Raw genomic sequence first — 22,416 nt, forward strand, 5'->3', positions numbered from 1 at the left:
GGAAATGGCTGAAGTACTTCATCACGACAACCACGGCCACGATGGTCATCATGAACATGATGATACCGACTTAACGGTCTTTGGTTTCTGGACATACTTGATGAGTGACTTGATTCTTTTCGGATCACTCTTCATTGCGTTCGCTGTATTAAGCAGTCATATTCCACCAGGAACTCCAAGTGCATATGACCTGTTCCATGACTCATTAGGCTACGTGTTAACTGAAACATTTGCCTTATTGATTTCATCGGTAACTTTCGGTTTTGCTGTACTTGCATCTTATAAAAAGAATGTAAATCAAGTCATCACTTGGTTATTTATTACATTCCTTTTTGGTGCAACGTTCATTGGAATGGAACTTTATGAGTTCCATCACCTTGTACATGAAGGTCATGGTCCAACTCACAGTGCATTCTTATCATCGTTCTTTACTTTGGTTGGTACACACGGTATCCACGTAACTTCTGGTTTAGTGTGGATGTTGGTCTTGATGTATCAAATCAAAACTAAAGGTTTGACATTACCGAATACACGTCGTCTAGCTTGCTTAAGCTTGTTCTGGCACTTCCTTGACATCGTTTGGATCTGTGTATTCAGCGTCGTTTACTTACTGGGAGTTCTCTAATGAGTAGTCATGACCATAATGCTGCAGGTGCGTCACACGGTAACTTTAAGCAATACACTGTTGGATTTATCCTTTCTGTTATCCTCACCATCATCCCGTTCGGGATGGTGATGGCTGGTGGTTTCAGTCGTGGCATCTTAGTTACAGTAATTGCAATCACTGCTGTTGCTCAGGTTCTTGTACAGCTTGTGTACTTCCTACACATGAATACATCATCTGAACAACGCTGGAATATGATTGCATTCATCTACACAATCTTATGTATCGCTGTACTTTTAATCGGTTCTGTGTGGATTATGAATTACCTTCACTACAATATGATGATCTAAACTGATTGTCATGTTGAAAAAATATCTATTCCTGACTAAACCAGGAATTCTCTTCGGTAATTTCATTACCACCTTGGGCGGCTTTTTCTTAGCCGCCCAAGGCTCTATAGACATCTTATTATTACTACTCACCTTACTTGGAACAACTTTAGTTGTTGCTTCTGGTTGTGTTGTAAATAATGTTATAGACCAAGATATCGATATCAAAATGCAGCGCACGCAAAACCGTGCATTGGTCAAAAAAACCATCTCTCCTACTGTTGCACTTATATATGCATTTGTTCTGGGATTTATCGGTTTTAGTATTTTGTGGTTCGGTGTAAATGCTTACGCTTTCTTGTTTGCAATAATTGGTTTTATTGTCTATGTCGGTTTTTATAGTTTGTGGACAAAACGTACCTCAATCCATCAAACCGTAATTGGTAGTATTTCCGGAGCGAGTCCTCCTGTTATTGGTTATACAGCAGTAACTCATCATTTTGATGTAGCCGCCTTACTTTTGTTTTTGGCTTATGCGCTATGGCAAATGCCACATTCATGGGCAATTGCTATTTATCGTTTTGACGATTACAAAAATGCGGGAATCCCCATTCTGCCAGTTGCACGTTCTATTTATCGCACGAAAGTAGAGTGTGTCATTTATATTCTGTTGTTTGCAGCCGTATTGAATGGTTTATATTGTTTTGGCTATACCAATATATTTTTCCTAGTAACCTTTAATGCATTAACAGCATATTGGTTATATTTATCAATTATTGGATTTAAAGCTGAAAATGACCAACTTTGGGCTAAACGTTTTTTCCTTTACTCGGTCATATTAATTACCTTGTTAAGTTTGAGCTTTAGCTTTACCTATCAATCCCCTGCTCCAAATCTTCCTCTCTTTTAAATAAGGGAGGATTTCCTCCTTATAGTAAAGAAATTTTACTTTTCTCATCAAAAAATTTGTTTTTAGTCGAATTTTTACCTATAATTCAGCCTTCGCAAATTTTGCGACATAACTTATTAAGTTATGACTCCTTGCTTCTAATTTTTTATTTATTAGGGGCTGTTTAAACCGTAAGGAGCTGACAATGCGTCATTACGAAATCGTACTTTTAGTACACCCAGATCAAAGCGATCAAGTTGTAGGTATGGTTGAACGCTATATCTCTCAGATCAAAGAAGCTGAAGGTCAAATTCACCGTTTAGAAGATTGGGGCCGTCGTCAATTGGCTTACCCAATTAACAAAATTCACAAAGCACACTACATTCTTATGAATGTTGAATGTGGTCAAACTACGCTTGATGAGCTAGAAGAATTATTCCGTTATAACGACGCGATCATTCGTAACCTTATCATCCGTCGTGAACACGCAATCACTGAAGAGTCATTGCTTGCTAAAAGTGCTGAAGAAAAGCGTGCGCGTAAAGCTCAACGCGAAGAAGCACAGCAAGTTACTCACGAAGCTGAATAAGGAGAACATCAATGGCACGTTTTTACCGTCGTCGCAAGTTCTGCCGCTTTACAGCTGAGAATGTTGTGTACATCGACTACAAAGATATCGACACTTTAAAACAGTACATCACTGAAAACGGCAAGATTGTTCCTAGCCGTATCACTGGTACTAAAGCTCGTTATCAACGTCAATTAGCACTTGCTATCAAACAAGCTCGCTATTTGTCTTTGATTCCGTACACTGACAACCATAAGTGAGGTGATCTGTGGACGTTATCTTATTACAACGCATTAAAAACCTTGGTAAATTAGGCGATAAAGTATCAGTTAAAGCTGGTTACGGTCGTAACTTCCTTATCCCTCAAGGTAAAGCAGTTGCAGCTACTGAAGCTAACACTGCTGCTTTCGAAGCTCGTCGCGCTGAACTTGAGAAGCAAGAAGCTGAAATTTTAGCTGCTGCTCAAGCACGTGCTGAACAATTGAATGAAGTTAACATCGTTATCACTGCTAAAGCTGGTGACGAAGGTAAACTCTTCGGTTCTATCGGTACTCGTGACATCGCTGACGCTTTAACGAATGCTGGTCTTACAGTTGACCGTGCAGAAGTTCGTTTACCGAATGGCGCGCTTCGTCACACTGGTGAATTCAACATCGCAATCCAATTGCATCATGATGTTGTTGCAGAAGTTCTCGTTACTATCGTATCTGAGTAATTTCTCATCAAAAAAAGAGCATGCTTTTGCATGCTCTTTTTTTATGTGCTCTATTTTTAAAATAAGATATATTAATTCCTGATCAGTTCTTTAGTTTAATTGGTTTTTTAATTAGGTAGTTTATTTAATTTTGTTTTAAGATAGTTCTCGGCCTCACAGGCTATTTGCGTACACCTTTCTTTATCATCAGGTCTAATTATGTCTCAGGCGAATGCCAGTTCTTTAACCCGTTCATCTCCAACAGAAAATAAGACGAGTGAATCAGGTCAACTTAAAGAGTTTCGCACTCCCCCACACAATTTAGCCATTGAGCAAGCTGTACTTGCTGCACTAATGACAGTTGCCGAATCTTTCGAGCAAGTTAGTGATATGTTAAAAGAAAATGATTTCTATGCGACTCGCCATAAATATATTTACCGTGCAATCGAAAAACTCGCACAAGAAAATTCACCTTATGATGCGGTCTTAGTTAGCGATTGGCTTTTAAAACAAAATTTACTTGATGCCATTGGCGGCGAAGAATATTTAATGCAGCTTATGGCTGATTCACCATCAAGTTTCTACAACTTGGAAACTTATGCCACCAAAATTAAAGAGTTCTCTACGCTTCGTAGTATGATTAAAGTCAGTACTGAAATTTTACAAAATGCTTATGACACAAAAGGTCGAGGTGTTAGTGAGATTCTAGATCTAGCAGAAACCAGTATTTTCTCTCTAGCAGAACAACACAATAACAATAAAAAAGATGCAGGCCCTAAATCTATTAGCTCTGTCACCGCCGATGTCATTAGTAAACTTGATGAACTCTCAAAACTAGATGGCAATATTACAGGTTTAACCACAGGTTTCTTAGAACTGGATAATAAAACATCTGGTATGCAAGCTGGTGACTTAATTATTGTTGCTGCACGTCCATCTATGGGTAAAACCACTTTCGCCATGAATTTGGTTGAAAGTGTTCTACAATATAACAAGCTACCCGCTCTGGTATTCTCAATGGAGATGCCAGCAGACTCAATTGCGATGCGTCTTATTTCTGCAATGGGTAAAGTTCACCAAGGGCATTTACGTTCGGGGAACTTAGATGCTGATGAATGGACCAAAGTTACTGGTACAATTTTGCAGCTTCAACAAATGCATTTGTATATTGATGACTCATCTGCCCTACCTCCAACGGAACTTCGTGCCCGTGCTCGACGCATTGCCAAAATGCATGATGGTAAAATCGGCTGTATCATGGTCGATTATTTACAGCTCATGAAAGTTCCTGGCATGGGTGATAACCGTGTGGGTGAGATTTCAGAAATTTCACGTAGCTTGAAAGCCTTAGCAAAAGAAATGCACTGCCCTGTTATCGCACTTTCCCAGCTTAACCGAAGTCTGGAAAACCGACCAAATAAACGCCCAGTAATGTCAGACTTACGTGAATCTGGTGCGATTGAGCAGGATGCCGACTTGATTATGTTTATTTACCGTGATGAGGTTTATAACAAAGAGTCGAAAGAAGCTGGTACCGCAGAGATTATTATTGGTAAACAGCGTAACGGCCCAATTGGTTCAGTTCGTCTTGCCTTTGAAGGTCAATATACTCGATTTAGTAATCTCTCTCCTGAGTATTACAGCCAATATGATGATGAAGAATAAACTCTATCTCTAGCCCAAAGGAGTAAATGAGGGTGCGCCAAGCAACAGTTTATATTGATCGCCATGCGCTTCAATATAATTTAAACCGTGTCAAACAACTCGCAGCAAATTCAAAAATTGTAAGTATGGTGAAAGCTAATGCTTACGGACATGGAATCAAAGACTGTTTAGCAGCCTTAAATGCCTCAGATGCCTTTGGTGTCGCCTACCTACAAGAAGGTTTAGAAATTCGCGAACTTGGATTTCAACAACCTGTTACTTTAATTGAAGGGGCATTTTCTGAAGATGAAATGCCTATTGCAATTAAGCAAAAATTTGAATGTGTGATTCACCATCAACAGCAGTTTGAATGGTTAATTAAACATAAGCAAGAATACATCGCTCAAGGCTTAAAAGTCTGGGTTAAGCTTAATAGCGGCATGAACCGTTTAGGATTTAAAGTTCCTGAAATTATTGAAGTCATTAAAACTTTAAAATCTGAAGGCTTTACCTGTGTACTAGCGACGCATTTCGCAAATGCAGATGTGGACCATCCACTCAATGAGCAACAAAAACAACAATTTTTACAGGTTAAGCAAGCTTGTGATCCTGTTTTAGCATCTTGCTGTAATTCTGCTGCTATTTATAAATGGCCAGAATTACATTTTGACTATGTTCGCCCGGGCATTATGCTTTACGGCGCTTCGCCTTTTGCAGATAAAACAGTACATGATCTTGACCTAAAACCAGTCATGTCCTTTATAGCAGAAGTGATTGCATTGAATCATATTCAAGCTGGAGAACATGTAGGTTATGGTTCAACCTTCTGTGCGCAACAAAAAATGGATATTGCAATAGTTTCTATTGGCTATGGTGACGGATACCCGAGAGCTTATATTAAACAAAATTATGTAGCGATTAATGGGCAATTATGTCCTGTAGTCGGCAGAGTCAGCATGGATATGCTTGCAATTGACGTTACAGCTATTCAAGTTAAATTAGGTTCTCAAGTCGAACTTTGGGGAGCACACCGTCTGGTTGATGATGTCGCCGATGCAAACGGAACAATAGGATATGAATTACTCTGTCGCTTAAGTAATCGCCCTATTCGTAAAAGCAGTTAAATAATAAAATATAAAAAAATCCAAGCATGCTTGGATTTTTTTATCAGCTTTTAAAAATTTTATCGCCAGTAATCATCAGTCGGTTTTGGCAATTCTTGCAAACCACGGCGTAAAGTATCGGACCATTGTTTACTAATTTGTGAAAAATACGGATCATCTTCGGTAATTCGCTTACCCACCGGAATAATGAAACTATCTTTATTGTAAACCAATGCATCAAGCGGCAAGCCAACAGAAACATTTGAGCGCAAAGTTGAATCAAAAGAAATCAGGCTACAACGTAATGCATCATCTAGTGGCATCGCATAATATAGGGCACGATCCAAAATAGGTTTTCCGTATTTGCTTTCTCCTATTTGAAAATAGGGTGTATCCGTAGTTGCACAAATAAAATTACCTTGCGGATAGACATTATAAAGCTGCATTTCACCGCCTTTAATTTGCCCACCTATTAAAATACTACACGCATAATTCATTTGTTCTTGAGTGTCTGAACTAATATCCTCTAAAACACTTTTTAAGGTTTTACCAATCAGTTCAGCCGCCTCAAACATCGTATTGACACTATATAAGTTAGGTTCTTGCTGCAAAGTGAGAGCATTTTGCAAATGACCTATAACAGCTTGTGTCGTCGCTAAATTACCTGCTGTTTGTAAAGCCATGAAACGCTCTCCAGTAACGCCGAAAGTATGCAATTTTCGGAACACAGAAATATGATCAACTCCTGCATTAGTTCTCGTGTCACTAATAAACACTAAACCTTGTTCCAATCTAAGCGCACAACAATAGGTCATTTCATTCTCTTTACATTCAACATGCCAACACTTGAACCACAGACATCATGTTTTCCACTCCACCTTGCTCTCTTACACCACGAATAGGTGCAACATCGAGATAATCACGACCAACTGCAAGATAGATATGATGTTTAGGCGTAAACAACTGATTGCTTACATCAAAACAATACCACTGATTTTCTAAAAATACTTCCGCCCAAGCGTGACTGGCAAGGTGGGGATAATTTTGATTAAATAGATAACCAGAGACATAACGTGCTGGTAATTGTAGCGCACGACACATCGCAATTAAAACATGTGCATGATCCTGACATACACCTTGTCCAGCATGAAATGCTTCTGTCGCAGTCGTCTGAACCGATGTACTATCAGGTTGGTAGAGTATTTGTTGTAAAATGTGTTCACTTAATAATGCAATATGCTGTCGGTCTTTAACAGTTACAATTTTTTTGGCAAAGTCCAACATTTCTGGATCACATCGTGTAGCTCCTGTAATTTGCAAAAATAAATTTATCGGTGTAGATAAATCTACGCAACCCAGCTCCCTATTTTGAAGTTCAATGATACCTTGTGCCATAAATGTAAGATGCTGATATTCATAACGCTGACTGGCCGTCATCCATACATTATTAAATATATCCCTTTTTATCGTTTTTTCACCCGGTACACTAATCGCCCAATTCATAACATGTTGATGGGGTGATGTTTGAGGCATCATTTTAATATACTGAACGCTATTTCGAGCAGTTTCAGTATAGCTATAATGCGTTTGATGATTAACCATCAATTTCATAATCAGACCTCAAACATATATTCCAACTGCTGCGTAAAAGTATAATAAGCATCCCAAGTGGGTTGTTGCCTGAGAACTTGCCAATGCTGATCTACTTTTTTCCAATCTAAATTGCCAAGTCTTCGTACTAAAACATCAAGTTCAGAAATAAGAGACGTTAACTCCTGACCAAAACGCAGTTCTATATCAAATTGTTCTACTTTTTGACCAAGATGAAAAAACAAACAAACATCGTCATGCTCTGCCTCAATTATCTGAGTACATTGTCCAACAACCTTTCTTACAGCGTCAGGTTGAGCTTGAATCATCTTGAGAGCATTGTTTAATTCTGCATAAGCATTTGATGACAATACGCCTCTTAACTCCTGAATATTATCTTTAGCAACAACGAACTGGTTCAGTAATGAAAATGTTTGCTTCTTGTCTAACATATAGTGATTTAGTAATTCAGCATTTTCTATATCCAGACCAAATGCTGCTGCAAATTGTGTAGCTTTCTCATCTTCTGTAAAAGGTAAATGATAGACCGCAAATTTAACTCGCATTAAATAACGGCCTAACCAATATATTTGATGCGCACTCGAATTGAGTAAAACCATAAAGTTCCTCTTTAACCCACAATTAGGAATGTAATGTTTCAACCACCCATGTATCTTTTATGCCACCGCCTTGTGAAGAATTTACGACTAAGGATCCGGCCTGCATAGCTACACGTGTTAAGCCCCCTGGCACTATCTCTGTCCGATAAGGTGAACTTAATACAAATGGACGTAAATCGATATGTCGTTCAGCCACCCCGCCAGTTGTTAGCGTAGGAGCAACGGATAAAGCCAATGTAGGCTGCGCAATATACATGTGGGGTGTAGCAATCAATTTTTTTCTAAAGTCATCAATCTCACACGAGCTTGCCTTAGGGCCAATTAACATGCCATAGCCCCCTGAACCCTGTGCTTCTTTAACCACCAATTGCTCAAGATTAGAAAGAACATAATCTAAATGTTCTTCTTTACGGCATTGGTAAGTAGGTACATTTTTTAGAATTGGCGTTTCACCCAAATAATATTGAATCATTTGATCAACATAAGGATAAATAGATTTATCATCAGCCACCCCTGTCCCAGGTGCATTCGCAATTACAACATTTTTTTGCAAATAGGCAGACATCAGACCTGCTACTCCAAGAGCACTATCTGGTCGAAATGCCAAAGGATCTAGAAAATCATCATCTAGACGGCGATAAATTACATCTACTTTTTGACGTCCACGAATGGTTTTAACAAAAACTTGGTCACTTTCTACAAATAAATCCCGATTTGTAACCAATGGCACATCCATTTCTCGGGCTAAAAAAGCATGCTCATAATAAGCACTGTTAAAGCGACCAGGTGTTAACACCACAATAAAAGGCCTGTCCGCAGGTGAATTTTCCTGCAATATTTCTTTTAAAAGTTTTGGATAATGCTCAATTCCCTGTAAATTATTGGTTGCACATAGCTCCGGCATCAATTGCTGACTAATATTTCTGCTTTCGATCATATAAGAGACACCAGAAGGTGTTCTTAAATTATCCTCAAGTACAAAAAATTCTCCCTCGCCATCACGGATAATATCAATTCCGCTAATTTGTGAATAAATTTTACCTTTCAGAGAATGTTTAAGCATATGTGGCTGAAAAGCATCATTCCCCATAATTTGTTCTTCGGGAATGAGCTGTTCTTTTAAAATATGTTGTCCGTGATAAATATCATCTAAAAAGTAATTTAATGCTTTAACACGCTGCGCACAGCCCGAAGCTATTTTCTCCCATTGTTTTTTTTCAATCACCCTTGGAATTAAATCAAAAGGAATTGTTCGCTCTGCACCTTCTTTATCACCATATACGTTAAAAGTAATGCCGTGATAAAGAAAATGTTGCTTCGCTTGAGCATTCAATTCTTTTAATTCATCTAGAGTACGAATACTCAACCATTGCTCAATTTTTTTAGAAGCCGCACCATTTGATGTTACATCATCAAGCATCTCATTAAAAAACTGTGATTTTAGCTGCTCAAATAGGTTGGTTTGTACGGAAATATGTTCTAAAAAAGAGGTTGGGTTAATGAGTGCCGTAGTTGTCTGCTCTTGTATAAAAAAATCATTATCTATATGTAATTCATGCTCTTGTTCTGACATAACCACCTCGTCTTATCATTTATCTATATTTCATTTTTAAATAAGCAATTTCAGTGCCATTTATATATCTTTAATATTTTTACGGTGCTTTGTTATAACTTTCTTCTTCTAAATCTTAACATTGATTGTAAAAGGACCTATAAACCGAATCTGACAAACTTGCTAAATGTGTAAAGATTTTTTATTGTGTTGACACCAAAGCAGTTGGATATAGATGTATTACGCTTATGTCTGTAATAGAAAAAGAAACTTCAAATAGTTTATATCGCCAATGGCAGATTTTATCTCGCCTCCCTACCGGTAAGTGGATCGGGACGCGGGAGTTACAAGAAATGCTTGAACGTGAAGGTATTGATATCAGTTTAAGGACAATTCAGCGTGATTTAAATCAAATTGCTCAGCGCTTTCCAATTGAAAGCAATAAAGCCGTACCTCAGGGCTGGCGATGGCAATCCGATGCGCCTATTCAGAGCTTACCGCACATGACTAGCTCTCAGGCAGTAACATTTATGATGGTTGAGGAACATCTCAAACACTTACTTCCACCAAGTCTGCTTGATGAGATGGGGCCTTGGTTTGATTTGGCCAAACGCAGTCTCTCTACACAAAATAATGTTAGGCAATGGATTAACCGAGTACGCATCGTACCAGCAAGCCAACCCCTTATTCCTCCTGTAGTGGACCGAAATGCCCAACAAGCAATTTATGAAGGTCTACTCCAAGACAAGCAAATAGAATGTATTTATCGGGCACGAGTTAATCAGGGCGAGGACAAAACCTATATTTTAAATCCTTTGGCTTTGGTACAAAAAGGTGCGGTAATTTATTTAATTTGCACACGACATGACAAAACTGAAGTTCAAACATTTGCCTTGCACCGTTTTAAATCAGCAAAAGTCTTAGATAGTCGAGCACTGCATCCTGTCAATTTTGATATTGATCATTATATCGATTCAGGTGCCTTAGGTTTTAGAGTGGACTACAAACAGCCAACTGAATCAATTCAACTTACATTAACCATGACAGAGCAAACTGCTAGAACTTTCTATGAAAGTCAGTTAAGCAAGGACCAAACCATAATCCCACTTGAAGAAAATATCGTAGAAGTTACAGCAACCGTACCTTTTACATCTCAACTGGTGTGGTGGTTACGTAGTTTTGGTAAGAAATTACTGCATATCGAACCAGTGCAGGTACACAACGCTGTGCGGGAAATTGAATCTGAGAGCAAATAGACATAAAAAAGAGAACCATAAGGTTCTCTTTAGATTTTGAATTATAATTTTCTTAATTTTATATTGGCTCTTATATTTATACTTGTTTTCAGATCAATGTGTTCTCCCCCTACAAAACTGATCTGCTCTTTCTTTTGCGCTATTTTGAACATGAGCATTGGCATGCCATTTCATCTCTATTGTAGCGTATTGATTTCATTGTCATGGTTAAAGCCCTCTTGTTTGAACGTGAATTTAATATAACTGGCTGCTCAAAATATGTGAAATAAGAAAAAAAGGAAGCGAAATCTATTTTCTTCCTTAGGAAGTTTTCATATATTTTTGAACAGAAAATAAAAAAGCCCAGTCTTAACTGGGCTTTTTGCATTTAAAAGATTAAGCTGTTTTCTTAATCATATTATTTTTACGAATTGTGATCATTACAAGCTGAACAGCTGCCGGTGTAACACCAGGAATACGGCTCGCTTGAGCTAATGTTTCTGGAAGAACCGTTTTTAATTTCTGGGTAATTTCACGTGATAAACCAGACACTACATCATAATTAAAATCGGTAGGAATTTTAGTTTCTTCAAGACGCTTTAACTGTGCCACATCTTCATGCTGACGGTTAATATAACCTTCGTATTTCACAGCAATCTCGATTTGCTCACCAACTTGCTCAGAAACTTCAGAACCCGTAAGCTCGGCAATTTGACCAAAGTTAATATTAGGGCGTTTAAGCAAATCAATCGCACTACATTCTTTACTTAAGTCAGCACCCGTCATCTCAACGAATTTTTTGCCCATAGGGTTATTTGGTGCCGCCCACAAATGTTGTAAACGAGAAGTTTCACGCTCAACCGCTTCCATTTTTTCACAATAAGCAGCCCAACGAACATCATCAACCAAACCAAGTTCACGACCAACTGTCGTTAAACGTTGATCCGCATTGTCTTCACGCAACATCAAACGATATTCGGCACGTGAGGTAAACATACGGTATGGTTCTTTAGTACCTAAAGTAATGAGGTCATCAACCAACACGCCCATGTAAGCTTGGTCACGCTTAGGTGTCCACTCTTCTTGTTCCCAAGCACGGCGCGCAGCGTTTAAGCCAGCAAGTAAACCTTGGGCACCTGCTTCTTCGTAACCTGTTGTACCGTTAATTTGGCCAGCAAAATACAACCCGTTAATAGCTTTAGTTTCGAGAGTGAATTTCAAAGCTTGCGGATTGAAATAATCGTATTCAATCGCATAGCCTGGACGCAAAATATGGGCATTTTCCATACCACGAATAGAACGAACCAGCTCGAACTGAACATCAAATGGAAGCGAAGTCGAAATACCATTTGGATAAAGCTCGTGTGTATCTAAACCCTCTGGTTCCAAGAATACCTGATGAGAATCTTTATCTGCGAAACGGTGAATTTTATCTTCGATTGATGGGCAGTAACGTGGCCCTACACCTTCAATAACACCGGTATACATTGGTGAACGATCTAAACCACCACGAATAATGTCATGGGTTTTTTCATTAGTATGCGTGATATAACAATTTACTTGTTCAGGGTGCATAGAAGCATCACCCATGAACGACATAACCGGAGATGGGAAGTCACCTGGCTGTGGAATCATGACTGAAAAATCAACCGAACGTGCATCAATACGTGGTGGTGTACCCGTTTTTAAACGACCCACAGGTAATTTTAATTCACGTAGACGCTGAGCAAGTGCAATTGAAGGAGGATCACCTGCACGACCACCGCTTGATTTTTCTAAACCAACGTGGATTATCCCACCCAAGAATGTACCCGTAGTCAACACAACAGTTTTAGCGTCAAAGCGAATACCCATTTGGGTAACAACACCTTTAACCGTATCACCTTCAACAATCAGGTCATCAGCCGCTTGCTGAAAAATATCAAGATTTGCTTGATTTTCCAAAGTATCGCGGATGGCAGCTTTATAGCGAACGCGGTCAGCTTGAGCACGTGTTGCACGTACTGCCGCACCTTTACGTGAATTTAAAATACGGAACTGGATACCACCTTTATCGGCAGCTAAAGCCATTGCTCCGCCAAGCGCATCAATTTCACGTACTAAATGTGACTTACCAATACCACCGATTGCTGGGTTACAACTCATTTGACCCAAAGTCTCAATGTTATGGGTCAAAAGCAAAGTCTGTCGTCCCATACGCGCAGCAGCAAGGGCTGCTTCCGTACCTGCGTGACCGCCACCGATAACGATAACATCATAAACTTTAGGGTAGTGCATGAGTACAAAACACCAGAAAAAAAAAGACGGAACATTATAGCAAAATTATCTGCTTATTGATGTACATAATTACAAAATCATCTTCACATAATTTACGGTACGCCACATGATTTGACATTTTGTTTCATGAACTCAATACAAAGTGAATGTTATTAAAACAAATTCATCTTAGAATAAAAAATGTACAGTACTTCTATGACTTTAAAATTAACGCGACAAGAAGGAATACAAAATGAAAACGACTATGTTAAAAATCTTAACTGCATCTCTAATTTGTTTTTCAGGCGTAACTTTTACACATGCTGCTGATATGAGCAAAGCCGAAATGCAAAAACAAATTCGAGTCTGTGTAAAAAAACAGCAAGGTGAATGGGTAGCTTACAACCATAACGGCGTAATCTTTAATGGTACTTGCCAACCAAATGAAAATGGTAAGTTACAATTTAAGGCCCCTGCTCCTTAATCTGTTTCGACATGAGGTATAGAAGAAGCAATTTATTTGCCGCTAGCCTTCTCAGTATTTTTAAAGTCGGCCCATTAAAGATGGGCCGCTTTCTTTTTTAAAACTGTCTAGTCAGCTACAATAGGCCTTTAAATAAAATTTTTAGGTCCTTTTCGTGAAGTGGTTACAAATACACATTACCGTTGATCAAGCACAAGTTGAGTTCACAGAAACACTTTTAATGTCTCTAGGTGCGGTAAGCGTAACTCTGGATGATGCTGAAGATCAGGCTTTACTTGAACCATTACCAGGTGAAACACCTTTATGGAATAAAGTGATTGTGACAGGCATTTATCAACAAGACGAACAAGACCCTATTGATGTCGACACTTTAGAAGCTTTCTTAAAAGCTCAACTTCCAGACGCTCCTATCCGTCATGAAGAACTTGAAGATCAAGTGTGGGAACGCGCTTGGATGGACTATTACGAGCCAATTCAAATTGGGGAAAAGTTCTGGATCGTACCTGAATGGCTAGAGCCACCAGAAGCTGATGCAACGAATATTAAGCTAGACCCAGGTCTTGCGTTTGGTACAGGTAACCACGCAAGTACTTTCTTATGCTTACAATGGTTAGGTAAAACTGACGTTAAAGATAAGATTGTCATTGATTATGGTTGTGGTTCAGGCATTTTAGGTGTAGCTGCTTTATTATTAGGCGCTAAAAAAGTATATGCTACTGATATTGACCCTCAGGCTGTTTTAGCAACAAAACAAAATGCTGAACTTAATGGCGTATTAGATCGACTATATGTAGGCCTTCCTGAAGAATTCGATCAAGAGTTTAAACCTCAACAGGCAGATGTTTTAGTTGCAAATATTTTAGCGGGTCCATTAATGGCACTTGCGCCTGAGTTTGCAAATTTACTTAAATCTGATGGTGAATTCGCACTTGCAGGTGTAATTGAAGAGCAAGTTGCTGATGTTTCACGTGTTTATTCTGAATTTTTTGATATATTAGATGTCGAAAAACGCGAAGAAAATTGGTGTCGCATTTCAGGAAAACGTAAAACAATAAATTGAGATTTTTTAACTCATGAATGAAAAACAAACCCGCTGCCCTAAGTGCTTAACCGTCTATAAAGTGTCTCTTACTCAATTGACTGTTGCTCAGGGTATGGTTTGTTGCCCTAAATGTGATTCGAGCTTTAATGCACTCACCCATCTAATTAATATTGAACAGCCTGTTACGATTAACTCATCTACATTAGTCAACGGCTCAATGCAAAATAGATATATGACACATTCTCACGTGTTAGATATCTTTGATCAAAAAGTTGAGAATTCGAATATTGATCTTTTAACCTATCTCAACAACTTAAATTATTTTCACAACGAACCTATTAACGCTCTACCAAATCTTAATTTAGCTGAACAAGCATCTTCACAAGAACAAGACAATAATAAAAAGCATAGTTGGCTGTACTACACGCTCTGGAGTTCTGCCAACCTTATTTTAATTTTAGTCTTCACTTTTCAAATTCTCTGGTTTAACCCTAAGCTCATGCATGCAAGCCCAACCGTCAGCCATGCATTTAATTATGTATGTGAAATACTGCACTGCAATAAGTCAGCTGAACAATATCAACTTATTTATATAGAAAAGTTAAAACTCCGCAAATTTGACACAAGTCATACGCAATTTTCAGGCATATTGCTTAATCAGAATGATAAAAGTATTGAACTTCCTAACTTAAAGTTGAGTTTCGCAACAGAGTCAAACAAAACAGAAGAAATTATATTAACTCCTCAACAGTATCTTGTTGAAAACTTACGAGGTATTCAGCGCATTCCCTCGAATACCCCTTTCCGATTCCAATTTGAGCTAAACAGAAGCAAAAAAAGCCTACTAAATTATCGATTAGAAATTGTCCACCCCTAAAATGTAAAAAAAGTGAAAAAAAAATAAAAAAAAATGCAGTTAATTTGCTCACTTTTTCCTAGACAATGGTATGATACGCGCCACGAAAGCTTTGACTCATATACTCCTCGCTCTCAATCCAAAAAAAATACTGTTAAGCATGTGTGCTTTTCTACATTAAGCACATAGCCTAACTTTTTTTGTTTTTGAGGGAGCTGTAACAAATATTTAACTATTGTTACGCTTATTTTTTATTCAATACGAAGAAATATGGCAAGCTAATTGTTCTTATGTTTTAGAGTCACTGTTTTAGGATCTAAAACAGGACTCCGTATTTTTAGACCACATTTATATACTACTTTATCCAAGCTAGTATTTGATTTTCGGATTAACTCGCATGAATAGCAAATCTCCTATTTTTACTGCACAATCTGATGTTGCTCTTCGCATCCACGTGGATCGCGCAGTTCGTCATTATTTTGCACAATTGCAAGGTGAGCAGCCATCTCAGGTATATGACATGGTGCTAGCAGAAATGGAGAAACCTCTTTTATCTGTAGTTCTTGAATATACACGTGGTAATCAGACCCGTGCTGCAGAGATTCTTGGACTCAACCGTGGCACTTTACGCAAAAAGTTAAAAGCTCACGGTTTGATGAGTGAATAAATGATAAAATGCTCACGACGTCGTGGGCATTTTTTTATGCTTATTGGTTTTAATCCGTAGACTTGAAATTGTTGAATTAAACATCATGACTATTAAACGTGCTTTGATTTCTGTATCTGATAAGACAGGAATTGTCGAATTTGCTCAAAACCTTGCAGCTTTAGGGGTAGAACTATTATCTACAGGCGGCACATACAAGTTGCTTAAAGATAATAATATCGCTGTGGTTGAAGTATCTGAACATACTGGCTTCCCTGAAATGATGGATGGTCGTGTTAAGACATTACATCCAAAAATTCATGGCGGTATTCTCGCTCGTCGCGGTTTAGATGAAGCAGTAATGGAAGAACACAACATTGATCCGATTGATCTTGTTGTCGTGAACCTTTATCCATTCGCTGCAACAGTTGCAAAACCTAACTGTTCACTTGCTGATGCTATCGAAAATATCGACATCGGCGGTCCAACAATGGTTCGTGCTGCTGCTAAAAACCACGCTTCTGTCGGTATTGTTGTAAATGCTTCAGATTACGATACAGTTATTACTGAATTAAAAGCTACTGGTTCACTTTCTTATGAAACACGCTTCGATTTAGCTGTTAAAGCATTTGAACATACAGCTCAATATGACGGTATGATCGCTTCTTACCTAGGCGCTCGCGTTGGTAAGACTGAAGGCGAAGCTGATTTATTCCCTCGTACGTTCAATACTCAATTGAACAAAGCACAAGATTTACGTTACGGTGAAAACCCACATCAATCTGCTGCATTTTACGTTGAAGCAAATGCAAAAGAAGCGTCAGTTTCTACAGCAAAACAGTTACAAGGCAAAGAATTGTCTTATAACAACATTGCAGATACAGATGCTGCACTTGAATGTGTGAAATCATTTGCAAAACCTGCTTGTGTAATTGTAAAACACGCTAATCCTTGTGGTGTTGCTGTTTCTTTAGACGGCATTAAAGCTGCTTACGATTTAGCTTATGCGACTGACCCAGAATCTGCTTTCGGCGGTATTATTGCATTTAACCGTGAGTTAGATGTTGCAACTGCTCAAGCAATTGTAGAGCGTCAATTCGTTGAAGTAATCATTGCTCCAAGTATTGCTGATGGCGTGCTTGAAGTTACTGGCGCGAAGAAAAACGTACGTGTTTTAGTTTGTGGCGAATTACCTGCGATTGACGCACGTGCACCACAACTTGACTACAAACGCGTTAATGGCGGTTTATTAGTTCAAGATCAAGACTTAGGTATGATTACTAAAGATGATCTTAAAGTAGTAACCAAATGCGCACCAACTGAACAAGAAATTGATGACCTCATCTTTGCTTGGAAAGTTGCGAAATATGTAAAATCAAATGCAATTGTTTATGCGAAAAACCGCCAAACTATTGGTGTAGGTGCAGGTCAAATGAGCCGTGTTAACTCAGCTCGTATTGCTGCCATTAAAGCTGAACATGCTGGTTTGGTTGTTGAAGGCGCTGTAATGGCATCTGATGCATTCTTCCCGTTCCGTGACGGTATTGATAATGCGGCTAAAGCTGGCATTAAATGCATTATTCAACCAGGTGGCTCTATGCGTGATGAGGAAGTTATTGCAGCAGCTGATGAAGCTGGTATTGCAATGGTCTTCACTGGTATGCGCCACTTCCGCCACTAATTTAAATTTAGTCCTCCCTAACCCTCCTTTCATTCAGGAGGGTTTTCCACAATAATGGAGCTAACTCTCCACCTTGAGGGATAGAGGGGGATGAAAAAGGATTAAAGTTAAGGAACAAATTAAAAATGAATATTTTAGTTTTAGGTAGTGGTGGTCGTGAACATGCTTTAGCATGGAAAATTGCGCAAGATACCAATGTTACTCAAGTTTTTGTTGCACCAGGTAATGCTGGAACTGCAACAGAAGACAAATGTCTTAATGTTCAACTTGATATTTTAGACAACTCAGCAATCATTGCTTTTGCTAAAGAAAATAATGTTGATCTTATTATTGTTGGCCCAGAAGCACCATTAGTTAATGGCGTGGTAGATGCTGCACGTGAAGCAGGTTTAAAAATTTGGGGACCTACTCAATATGCAGCGCAGCTTGAAGGTTCAAAAGCATTTGCTAAGCACTTTTTAAAGCGTCACAACATTCCAACTGCTTTCTACGACGTTTTCACTGAAGTAGATGCAGCTAAAGCGTATGTTGAAAAAAATGGTGCGCCAATTGTAATTAAAGCTGATGGTCTTGCTGCCGGTAAAGGCGTAATCGTTGCAATGACCAACGAAGAAGCTTTTGCAGCAATTGATGACATGCTTGCTGGCAACAAATTTGGTGATGCTGGTTCACGCGTTGTGATTGAACAGTTCCTTGCGGGAGAAGAAGCTTCTTTCATTTGTATGATTGATGGTAAAAATATTTTACCAATGGCAACTTCACAAGATCACAAGCGTATTTTTGAAGGCGATCAAGGTCCTAACACTGGCGGTATGGGTGCATACTCTCCTGCTCCAGTTGTAACTTCTGATATTTTTGAACGCGTTATGTCTGAAATCATGCATCCAACCGTAGAAGGTATGGCTGCTGACGGACATGTTTACACTGGTTTCTTATATGCTGGCCTAATGATTGATGAGCAAGGTCAACCACGTGTGATCGAGTTTAACTGTCGTTTTGGTGACCCTGAAACCCAACCGATCATGATGCGTTTAAAGTCATCACTTGTTGAATTGGTAGAAGCCGGTATTGCTGGTAACTTACCAAAAGAAGCTGAATGGGATGAACGCAAGTCAATCGGTATTGTACTGGCAGCAGAAGGCTATCCTGATAGTGTACGCAATGGCGATGTAATTTCAGGTATCGGACAATCACCTGAAGATACTAAAATTTTCCATGCAGGCACTGCAACTCGTGAAGATGGTCACATCGTGACTTCTGGTGGTCGAGTTCTTTGTGTAACAGCATTAGGCGACAGCGTTTTGGAAGCACAAATTAACGCGCTAGAAGTTTGCGGACAAGTTAACTTTACGGGTATGCAATATCGTAGCGACATTGGCTACCGCGCAATTGCACGTGAAAAAGCTTAAAAATTCCACAAGTTTAAAACTCTAATGAAAAGCCTCTATATATAGAGGCTTTTCTATTATGTGCCACAATATAAGCAAATCGTATAAATCTTTATTATATTTCTAAAGATATCAACAAATAGAAAAGGGGCCCTCTATATCAAGCACACTTTTATTGATATGATTAGCATAACGTTGGAACTGTCAATAAACACTGCTGTTTTAATAATTTTCATAGCGACTTGCTCTACAGATTATAGCTGTAGAGAGTTTTTAATGTTCAAAATTTATGGACACTCGTTTGGTTACTGTTTGGGGATTAACTGTTTGGGGAAACAGTTTTTGTTTATAAAACAATTACCCTCTCTTACCGCCAAAATATGCAAGCAAATTATGAAACCCCACCAAAAGATACCAGAGTTTAAACCAGTTGTAATTCCAACTCCTCCCATTTCATATAGATATAGATCATACTTATTTTTCTATATCTCCTCAATCAGGACTTTTTTAAATGAAAAAGCTGATCAGTCTTTTTTTAAGTATGTCAGTAGTACTATTGGCAGCATGTGGTAAACAAGAAAGTGCTCCACAAACAAACCAAAACAATGATAGCTCCCAATTACAAACGGTAGTAATTGCCTCTACAGGTTCAGATGCTGATATTTGGCGTTATATCGCAACTTTGCCTGAAACCCAAGCTGCTGGCTTAAAGTTAGAAGTGAAAAACTTCACAGACTATGTTTCTATGAATGCAGCCATTGCAAACAAAGAAGTAGATCTGAATGCTTTCCAATCTTATTCTTATCTTGTTGCATTTAATAAATCAAACCAAGATAAAATTGCACCGGTTTCTACCACATATCTTGAGCCAATGGGTATCTATTCAAGTAAACACAAAAAAATTGATGAGTTCGCAGAGGGCGCAATTATTGCAATCCCAAATGATGCTGCCAACGAAGCTCGTGCTTTACTTTTATTACAAACAGCTGGCTTAATCAAACTTAAAGCTGATTTTAACCCGGCTCAAGGCAGTCCAAACGATATCATCGAAAATAGTAAAAGGATCGATATCAAACCAATCCAAATGGCAACTGCATTACGTATTAAAGACGAAGTTGATGCCGTTGTATTAGGTAACACCTTAGCAATGGAAGGTGGTTTGAACGTACTCAAAGATTCTATTTTCTATGAGCCTGTTGATCAAAGCACACGACTTAATGTCAACGTTCTTGCAACTGCTGATTCACGTAAAAATGATGCTGTTTTGCAAAAAGTTGGACAGCTATATCACAGTGCAGCAGCTAAAAAGTATGTAACAGAGCGTTTTGGTGGAACAAAAGTTGACGTAGATCAACCAATCAGCTATCTCTCAGAAGCTAAATAGTAATATAATAGCGGAAACGTGAAACAGGCAAATTCTCTTTGCCTGTTTTTTCTTTCCAGCATAGCTTCTGACGATATGATTCAATTTAAAAACATTTCAAAGCACTATCAGCTCAAAAGTCAAACCATACGCGCACTCGACCAAATCAATTTAGAGATTCCTGAGGGCAGTATTTTTGGCATCATTGGCTATAGTGGTGCAGGTAAAAGTACCTTAATCCGCCTGATCAACCTACTTGAGCGACCAACAGAAGGTCAAATCATTATTAATCAGAAAGATTTCACCGCTTTGGATGCACGCTCATTACGTCAGGAACGTGCAAGTATTGGCATGATTTTTCAGCACTTCAATCTGCTACAAACCAAGACGGTTGCTGAAAATATTGAAATGCCAATGCGACTACTGAATTACAATAAAGTAGAACGTGAAAAGCGCTTGAATGAGTTGTTGGAGTTCATTGATCTTAAGCATAAAAAAGATGCTTATCCAGATGAACTTTCTGGCGGACAAAAGCAACGTGTCGGTATTGCCCGTGCTTTGGCAAATCATCCAAAGATTCTTTTATGTGATGAAGCAACCTCTGCCCTAGACCCGCAAACAACCAAGTCAGTTTTAGAACTACTCAAGAAAATTAATCAAGAGCAAAAAATCACGATTGTTATGGTGACCCATGAAATGGATGTCATTGAAACTATTTGTGATCATGTGGCTGTGATGGAAGCAGGTAAAGTCATTGAACAAGGTTCAACGATTGATATCTTTAGTAAACCTCAACATCCAACCACTAAAAACTTCATTCAAACTGTTTTACATCAACAGTTGCCTGTGAATATTTTAAATCAGCTCGAAAACCAACATCATCACAGTATTTACTGTTTACAGTTTTTAGGGCGTTCTGCTCAAGAACCTGTAATTCAGTCACTGATTAAAAAATTCGATATTAGCTTAAATATTTTATTTGCCAACATGACTGAAATTAATGGCACAGTCATTGGTCAAATGTTTGTGCAGCTTTTAGGTGATCCTCAGCTAATTAAACAAGCTATTGAGTTTTTGGAACAAAATGAAGTAGGTGTAGTTCAATCAGGAGATCAAGTATGAGAGATTTAATCGTACAGTGGTTAACTGAACTCACTCAACCTTTCTGGCACAGTTCCCTTTCTATTGATCAGTTCGTTACAGCTTTGCAAGAAACTTTTCATATGGTTTTCTTCGCACTTTTGTTTGGCGGCATTTGGGGATTTATTCAGGGAATTATTTTATTAGTTACCCGTCCAGAAGGCATTTTACCCAATAAAGTGATTTATCATTTACTTAATCCAATTGTAAATGCTTTACGCTCTCTTCCTTTTATTATTTTACTCATTGCAGTGATTCCTCTTACTAAGCTATTAGTAGGTACTTCAATTGGTACGTGGGCAGCTATTGTTCCATTGACTATTTATGTTGGCCCTTATATGGGACGTCTGATTGAAACTTCATTGCTTGAAGTAAATGAAGGAATTATTGAATCTGCTCAAGCAATGGGTGCTACACCTTGGCAAATTATCTACCGCTTTATTTTACCTGAAGCACGCAGTTCACTCATTCTAAACCTTACCACAGCGACAATCAGTCTTATTGGTGCAACCGCCATGGCTGGCGCAGTTGGCGCAGGTGGTATTGGTGATTTAGCGATTTCTTATGGTTATCAACGTTTTGATACTAGCGTTGTGATTTTAACAGTTATTATCCTATTGCTATTAGTACAGATTGTACAGACGCTAGGGAACTGGCTCGCCAAGCTCCGTTAAGTCATCCATACAAAAAAAAGCTCTCTTCTAGAGGGCTTTTTTTGTTTTATATCACCCT

The 22,416-nt window shown here is 38.6% G+C and carries 23 protein-coding genes; 18 read left to right on the forward strand and 5 right to left on the reverse strand.

Going from position 1 to position 22,416, the window contains the following annotated elements; all coding sequences use genetic code 11:
* Positions 1 to 4: 4 nt before the first annotated feature.
* The 8 genes from cyoC to alr all read left to right on the forward strand — a co-directional run bounded on the left by cyoC (position 5) and on the right by alr (position 5,852).
* The gene (gene cyoC / locus ASF86_RS07915; RefSeq protein ID WP_004643324.1) at positions 5 to 625 is read left to right on the forward strand and encodes a cytochrome o ubiquinol oxidase subunit III; all 621 of its coding nucleotides are present in this window, start codon (positions 5 to 7) and stop codon (positions 623 to 625) included.
* On the forward strand, positions 625 to 954 hold the full coding sequence (locus ASF86_RS07920; protein ID WP_005039594.1) for a cytochrome o ubiquinol oxidase subunit IV: 330 nt from the start codon (positions 625 to 627) through the stop codon (positions 952 to 954). The genes cyoC and ASF86_RS07920 overlap by 1 nt, the downstream gene beginning before the upstream one ends.
* A gap of 10 nt (positions 955 to 964) precedes the next feature.
* On the forward strand, positions 965 to 1,843 hold the full coding sequence (gene cyoE, locus ASF86_RS07925; RefSeq protein WP_005039591.1) for a heme o synthase: 879 nt from the start codon (positions 965 to 967) through the stop codon (positions 1,841 to 1,843).
* A gap of 184 nt (positions 1,844 to 2,027) precedes the next feature.
* Positions 2,028 to 2,411, forward strand: a complete 384-nt coding sequence (rpsF, locus tag ASF86_RS07930; protein ID WP_003652481.1) for a 30S ribosomal protein S6 — start codon at positions 2,028 to 2,030, stop codon at positions 2,409 to 2,411.
* Positions 2,412 to 2,422: 11 nt separating this feature from the next.
* Positions 2,423 to 2,650, forward strand: coding sequence for a 30S ribosomal protein S18 (gene rpsR / locus ASF86_RS07935; RefSeq protein ID WP_004791454.1), 228 nt, complete (start codon positions 2,423 to 2,425; stop codon positions 2,648 to 2,650).
* An 8-nt stretch (positions 2,651 to 2,658) separates the two neighbouring features.
* A complete protein-coding gene (rplI, locus tag ASF86_RS07940) occupies positions 2,659 to 3,105 on the forward strand; it encodes a 50S ribosomal protein L9 (protein ID WP_004700828.1) in 447 nt (148 codons plus the stop codon).
* Positions 3,106 to 3,303: 198 nt separating this feature from the next.
* Positions 3,304 to 4,749, forward strand: a complete 1,446-nt coding sequence (dnaB, locus tag ASF86_RS07945) for a replicative DNA helicase (protein WP_005039587.1) — start codon at positions 3,304 to 3,306, stop codon at positions 4,747 to 4,749.
* Between the two features lie 32 nt (positions 4,750 to 4,781).
* The gene (gene alr, locus ASF86_RS07950) at positions 4,782 to 5,852 is read left to right on the forward strand and encodes an alanine racemase (protein ID WP_081407579.1); all 1,071 of its coding nucleotides are present in this window, start codon (positions 4,782 to 4,784) and stop codon (positions 5,850 to 5,852) included.
* Positions 5,853 to 5,911: 59 nt separating this feature from the next.
* On the opposite strand, the gene ASF86_RS07955 is transcribed toward alr, so the two are convergent.
* The 4 genes from ASF86_RS07955 to ASF86_RS07970 are packed head-to-tail and all read right to left on the reverse strand — an operon-like array spanning position 5,912 to position 9,614.
* Positions 5,912 to 6,646 carry a proteasome-type protease gene (locus tag ASF86_RS07955; protein WP_005039584.1) on the reverse strand — a complete coding sequence of 245 codons (735 nt, stop codon included), beginning with the start codon at positions 6,644 to 6,646 and terminating at the stop codon, positions 5,912 to 5,914.
* Between the two features lie 16 nt (positions 6,647 to 6,662).
* Positions 6,663 to 7,442 (reverse strand): transglutaminase family protein, encoded by a 780-nt coding sequence (locus tag ASF86_RS07960; RefSeq protein ID WP_017392067.1) that lies wholly within the window; start codon positions 7,440 to 7,442, stop codon positions 6,663 to 6,665.
* Between the two features lie 2 nt (positions 7,443 to 7,444).
* On the reverse strand, positions 7,445 to 8,041 hold the full coding sequence (locus tag ASF86_RS07965; protein ID WP_056481008.1) for an alpha-E domain-containing protein: 597 nt from the start codon (positions 8,039 to 8,041) through the stop codon (positions 7,445 to 7,447).
* Between the two features lie 22 nt (positions 8,042 to 8,063).
* Positions 8,064 to 9,614 carry a circularly permuted type 2 ATP-grasp protein gene (locus tag ASF86_RS07970; RefSeq protein WP_056481010.1) on the reverse strand — a complete coding sequence of 517 codons (1,551 nt, stop codon included), beginning with the start codon at positions 9,612 to 9,614 and terminating at the stop codon, positions 8,064 to 8,066.
* A 227-nt stretch (positions 9,615 to 9,841) separates the two neighbouring features.
* On the opposite strand from ASF86_RS07970, the gene ASF86_RS19865 reads away from it, so the two are divergent.
* The gene (locus ASF86_RS19865; protein ID WP_056481013.1) at positions 9,842 to 10,849 is read left to right on the forward strand and encodes a helix-turn-helix transcriptional regulator; all 1,008 of its coding nucleotides are present in this window, start codon (positions 9,842 to 9,844) and stop codon (positions 10,847 to 10,849) included.
* A 375-nt stretch (positions 10,850 to 11,224) separates the two neighbouring features.
* Here ASF86_RS19865 and mnmG read toward each other — a convergent pair whose 3' ends face one another.
* Positions 11,225 to 13,105 (reverse strand): tRNA uridine-5-carboxymethylaminomethyl(34) synthesis enzyme MnmG, encoded by a 1,881-nt coding sequence (gene mnmG / locus ASF86_RS07980; protein WP_056481015.1) that lies wholly within the window; start codon positions 13,103 to 13,105, stop codon positions 11,225 to 11,227.
* Positions 13,106 to 13,337: 232 nt separating this feature from the next.
* Here mnmG and ASF86_RS07985 point away from each other — a divergent pair, with 232 nt between their 5' ends.
* The 9 genes from ASF86_RS07985 to ASF86_RS08025 all read left to right on the forward strand — a co-directional run bounded on the left by ASF86_RS07985 (position 13,338) and on the right by ASF86_RS08025 (position 22,358).
* Positions 13,338 to 13,568: a hypothetical protein gene (locus ASF86_RS07985; protein WP_003652499.1), complete on the forward strand. Its 231-nt coding sequence runs from the start codon at positions 13,338 to 13,340 to the stop codon at positions 13,566 to 13,568.
* A 154-nt stretch (positions 13,569 to 13,722) separates the two neighbouring features.
* Positions 13,723 to 14,628, forward strand: a complete 906-nt coding sequence (prmA, locus tag ASF86_RS07990; RefSeq protein WP_005039579.1) for a 50S ribosomal protein L11 methyltransferase — start codon at positions 13,723 to 13,725, stop codon at positions 14,626 to 14,628.
* Between the two features lie 13 nt (positions 14,629 to 14,641).
* Positions 14,642 to 15,487, forward strand: coding sequence for a DUF3426 domain-containing protein (locus ASF86_RS07995; protein WP_056481017.1), 846 nt, complete (start codon positions 14,642 to 14,644; stop codon positions 15,485 to 15,487).
* Between the two features lie 376 nt (positions 15,488 to 15,863).
* Positions 15,864 to 16,133: a DNA-binding transcriptional regulator Fis gene (fis, locus tag ASF86_RS08000; protein WP_001086304.1), complete on the forward strand. Its 270-nt coding sequence runs from the start codon at positions 15,864 to 15,866 to the stop codon at positions 16,131 to 16,133.
* 85 nt (positions 16,134 to 16,218) lie between these two features.
* Entirely contained in the window at positions 16,219 to 17,793 is a 1,575-nt protein-coding gene (purH, locus tag ASF86_RS08005) for a bifunctional phosphoribosylaminoimidazolecarboxamide formyltransferase/IMP cyclohydrolase (protein ID WP_035364479.1), read from the forward strand.
* A gap of 125 nt (positions 17,794 to 17,918) precedes the next feature.
* Positions 17,919 to 19,202, forward strand: a complete 1,284-nt coding sequence (purD, locus tag ASF86_RS08010; RefSeq protein WP_056481019.1) for a phosphoribosylamine--glycine ligase — start codon at positions 17,919 to 17,921, stop codon at positions 19,200 to 19,202.
* A gap of 490 nt (positions 19,203 to 19,692) precedes the next feature.
* A complete protein-coding gene (locus ASF86_RS08015; protein WP_056481021.1) occupies positions 19,693 to 20,565 on the forward strand; it encodes a MetQ/NlpA family ABC transporter substrate-binding protein in 873 nt (290 codons plus the stop codon).
* Positions 20,566 to 20,640: 75 nt separating this feature from the next.
* Positions 20,641 to 21,666 (forward strand): methionine ABC transporter ATP-binding protein, encoded by a 1,026-nt coding sequence (locus ASF86_RS08020; protein WP_003652515.1) that lies wholly within the window; start codon positions 20,641 to 20,643, stop codon positions 21,664 to 21,666.
* Entirely contained in the window at positions 21,663 to 22,358 is a 696-nt protein-coding gene (locus ASF86_RS08025; protein ID WP_017392060.1) for a methionine ABC transporter permease, read from the forward strand. Before ASF86_RS08020 ends, ASF86_RS08025 begins: the two co-directional genes overlap by 4 nt.
* The last annotated feature ends 58 nt before the right edge of the window (positions 22,359 to 22,416 follow it).

It is taken from the genome of Acinetobacter sp. Leaf130 (assembly GCF_001423205.1).
Taxonomy (GTDB): Bacteria; Pseudomonadota; Gammaproteobacteria; order Pseudomonadales; family Moraxellaceae; genus Acinetobacter; species Acinetobacter calcoaceticus.

Coding starts and splice junctions, on each gene's coding strand:
- ASF86_RS07920 (WP_005039594.1), top strand. CDS start 625: ATGAGTAGTCATGACCATAATGCTGCAGGTGCGTCACACGGTAACTTT.
- ASF86_RS08020 (WP_003652515.1), top strand. CDS start 20,641: ATGATTCAATTTAAAAACATTTCAAAGCACTATCAGCTCAAAAGTCAA.
- ASF86_RS08025 (WP_017392060.1), top strand. CDS start 21,663: ATGAGAGATTTAATCGTACAGTGGTTAACTGAACTCACTCAACCTTTC.
- ASF86_RS07985 (WP_003652499.1), top strand. CDS start 13,338: ATGAAAACGACTATGTTAAAAATCTTAACTGCATCTCTAATTTGTTTT.
- ASF86_RS08015 (WP_056481021.1), top strand. CDS start 19,693: ATGAAAAAGCTGATCAGTCTTTTTTTAAGTATGTCAGTAGTACTATTG.
- ASF86_RS07955 (WP_005039584.1), bottom strand. CDS start 6,646: ATGACCTATTGTTGTGCGCTTAGATTGGAACAAGGTTTAGTGTTTATT.
- fis (WP_001086304.1), top strand. CDS start 15,864: ATGAATAGCAAATCTCCTATTTTTACTGCACAATCTGATGTTGCTCTT.
- purD (WP_056481019.1), top strand. CDS start 17,919: ATGAATATTTTAGTTTTAGGTAGTGGTGGTCGTGAACATGCTTTAGCA.
- rpsF (WP_003652481.1), top strand. CDS start 2,028: ATGCGTCATTACGAAATCGTACTTTTAGTACACCCAGATCAAAGCGAT.
- cyoE (WP_005039591.1), top strand. CDS start 965: ATGTTGAAAAAATATCTATTCCTGACTAAACCAGGAATTCTCTTCGGT.
- purH (WP_035364479.1), top strand. CDS start 16,219: ATGACTATTAAACGTGCTTTGATTTCTGTATCTGATAAGACAGGAATT.
- ASF86_RS19865 (WP_056481013.1), top strand. CDS start 9,842: ATGTCTGTAATAGAAAAAGAAACTTCAAATAGTTTATATCGCCAATGG.
- cyoC (WP_004643324.1), top strand. CDS start 5: ATGGCTGAAGTACTTCATCACGACAACCACGGCCACGATGGTCATCAT.
- ASF86_RS07960 (WP_017392067.1), bottom strand. CDS start 7,442: ATGAAATTGATGGTTAATCATCAAACGCATTATAGCTATACTGAAACT.
- mnmG (WP_056481015.1), bottom strand. CDS start 13,105: ATGCACTACCCTAAAGTTTATGATGTTATCGTTATCGGTGGCGGTCAC.
- rpsR (WP_004791454.1), top strand. CDS start 2,423: ATGGCACGTTTTTACCGTCGTCGCAAGTTCTGCCGCTTTACAGCTGAG.
- ASF86_RS07970 (WP_056481010.1), bottom strand. CDS start 9,614: ATGTCAGAACAAGAGCATGAATTACATATAGATAATGATTTTTTTATA.
- dnaB (WP_005039587.1), top strand. CDS start 3,304: ATGTCTCAGGCGAATGCCAGTTCTTTAACCCGTTCATCTCCAACAGAA.
- ASF86_RS07995 (WP_056481017.1), top strand. CDS start 14,642: ATGAATGAAAAACAAACCCGCTGCCCTAAGTGCTTAACCGTCTATAAA.
- ASF86_RS07965 (WP_056481008.1), bottom strand. CDS start 8,041: ATGGTTTTACTCAATTCGAGTGCGCATCAAATATATTGGTTAGGCCGT.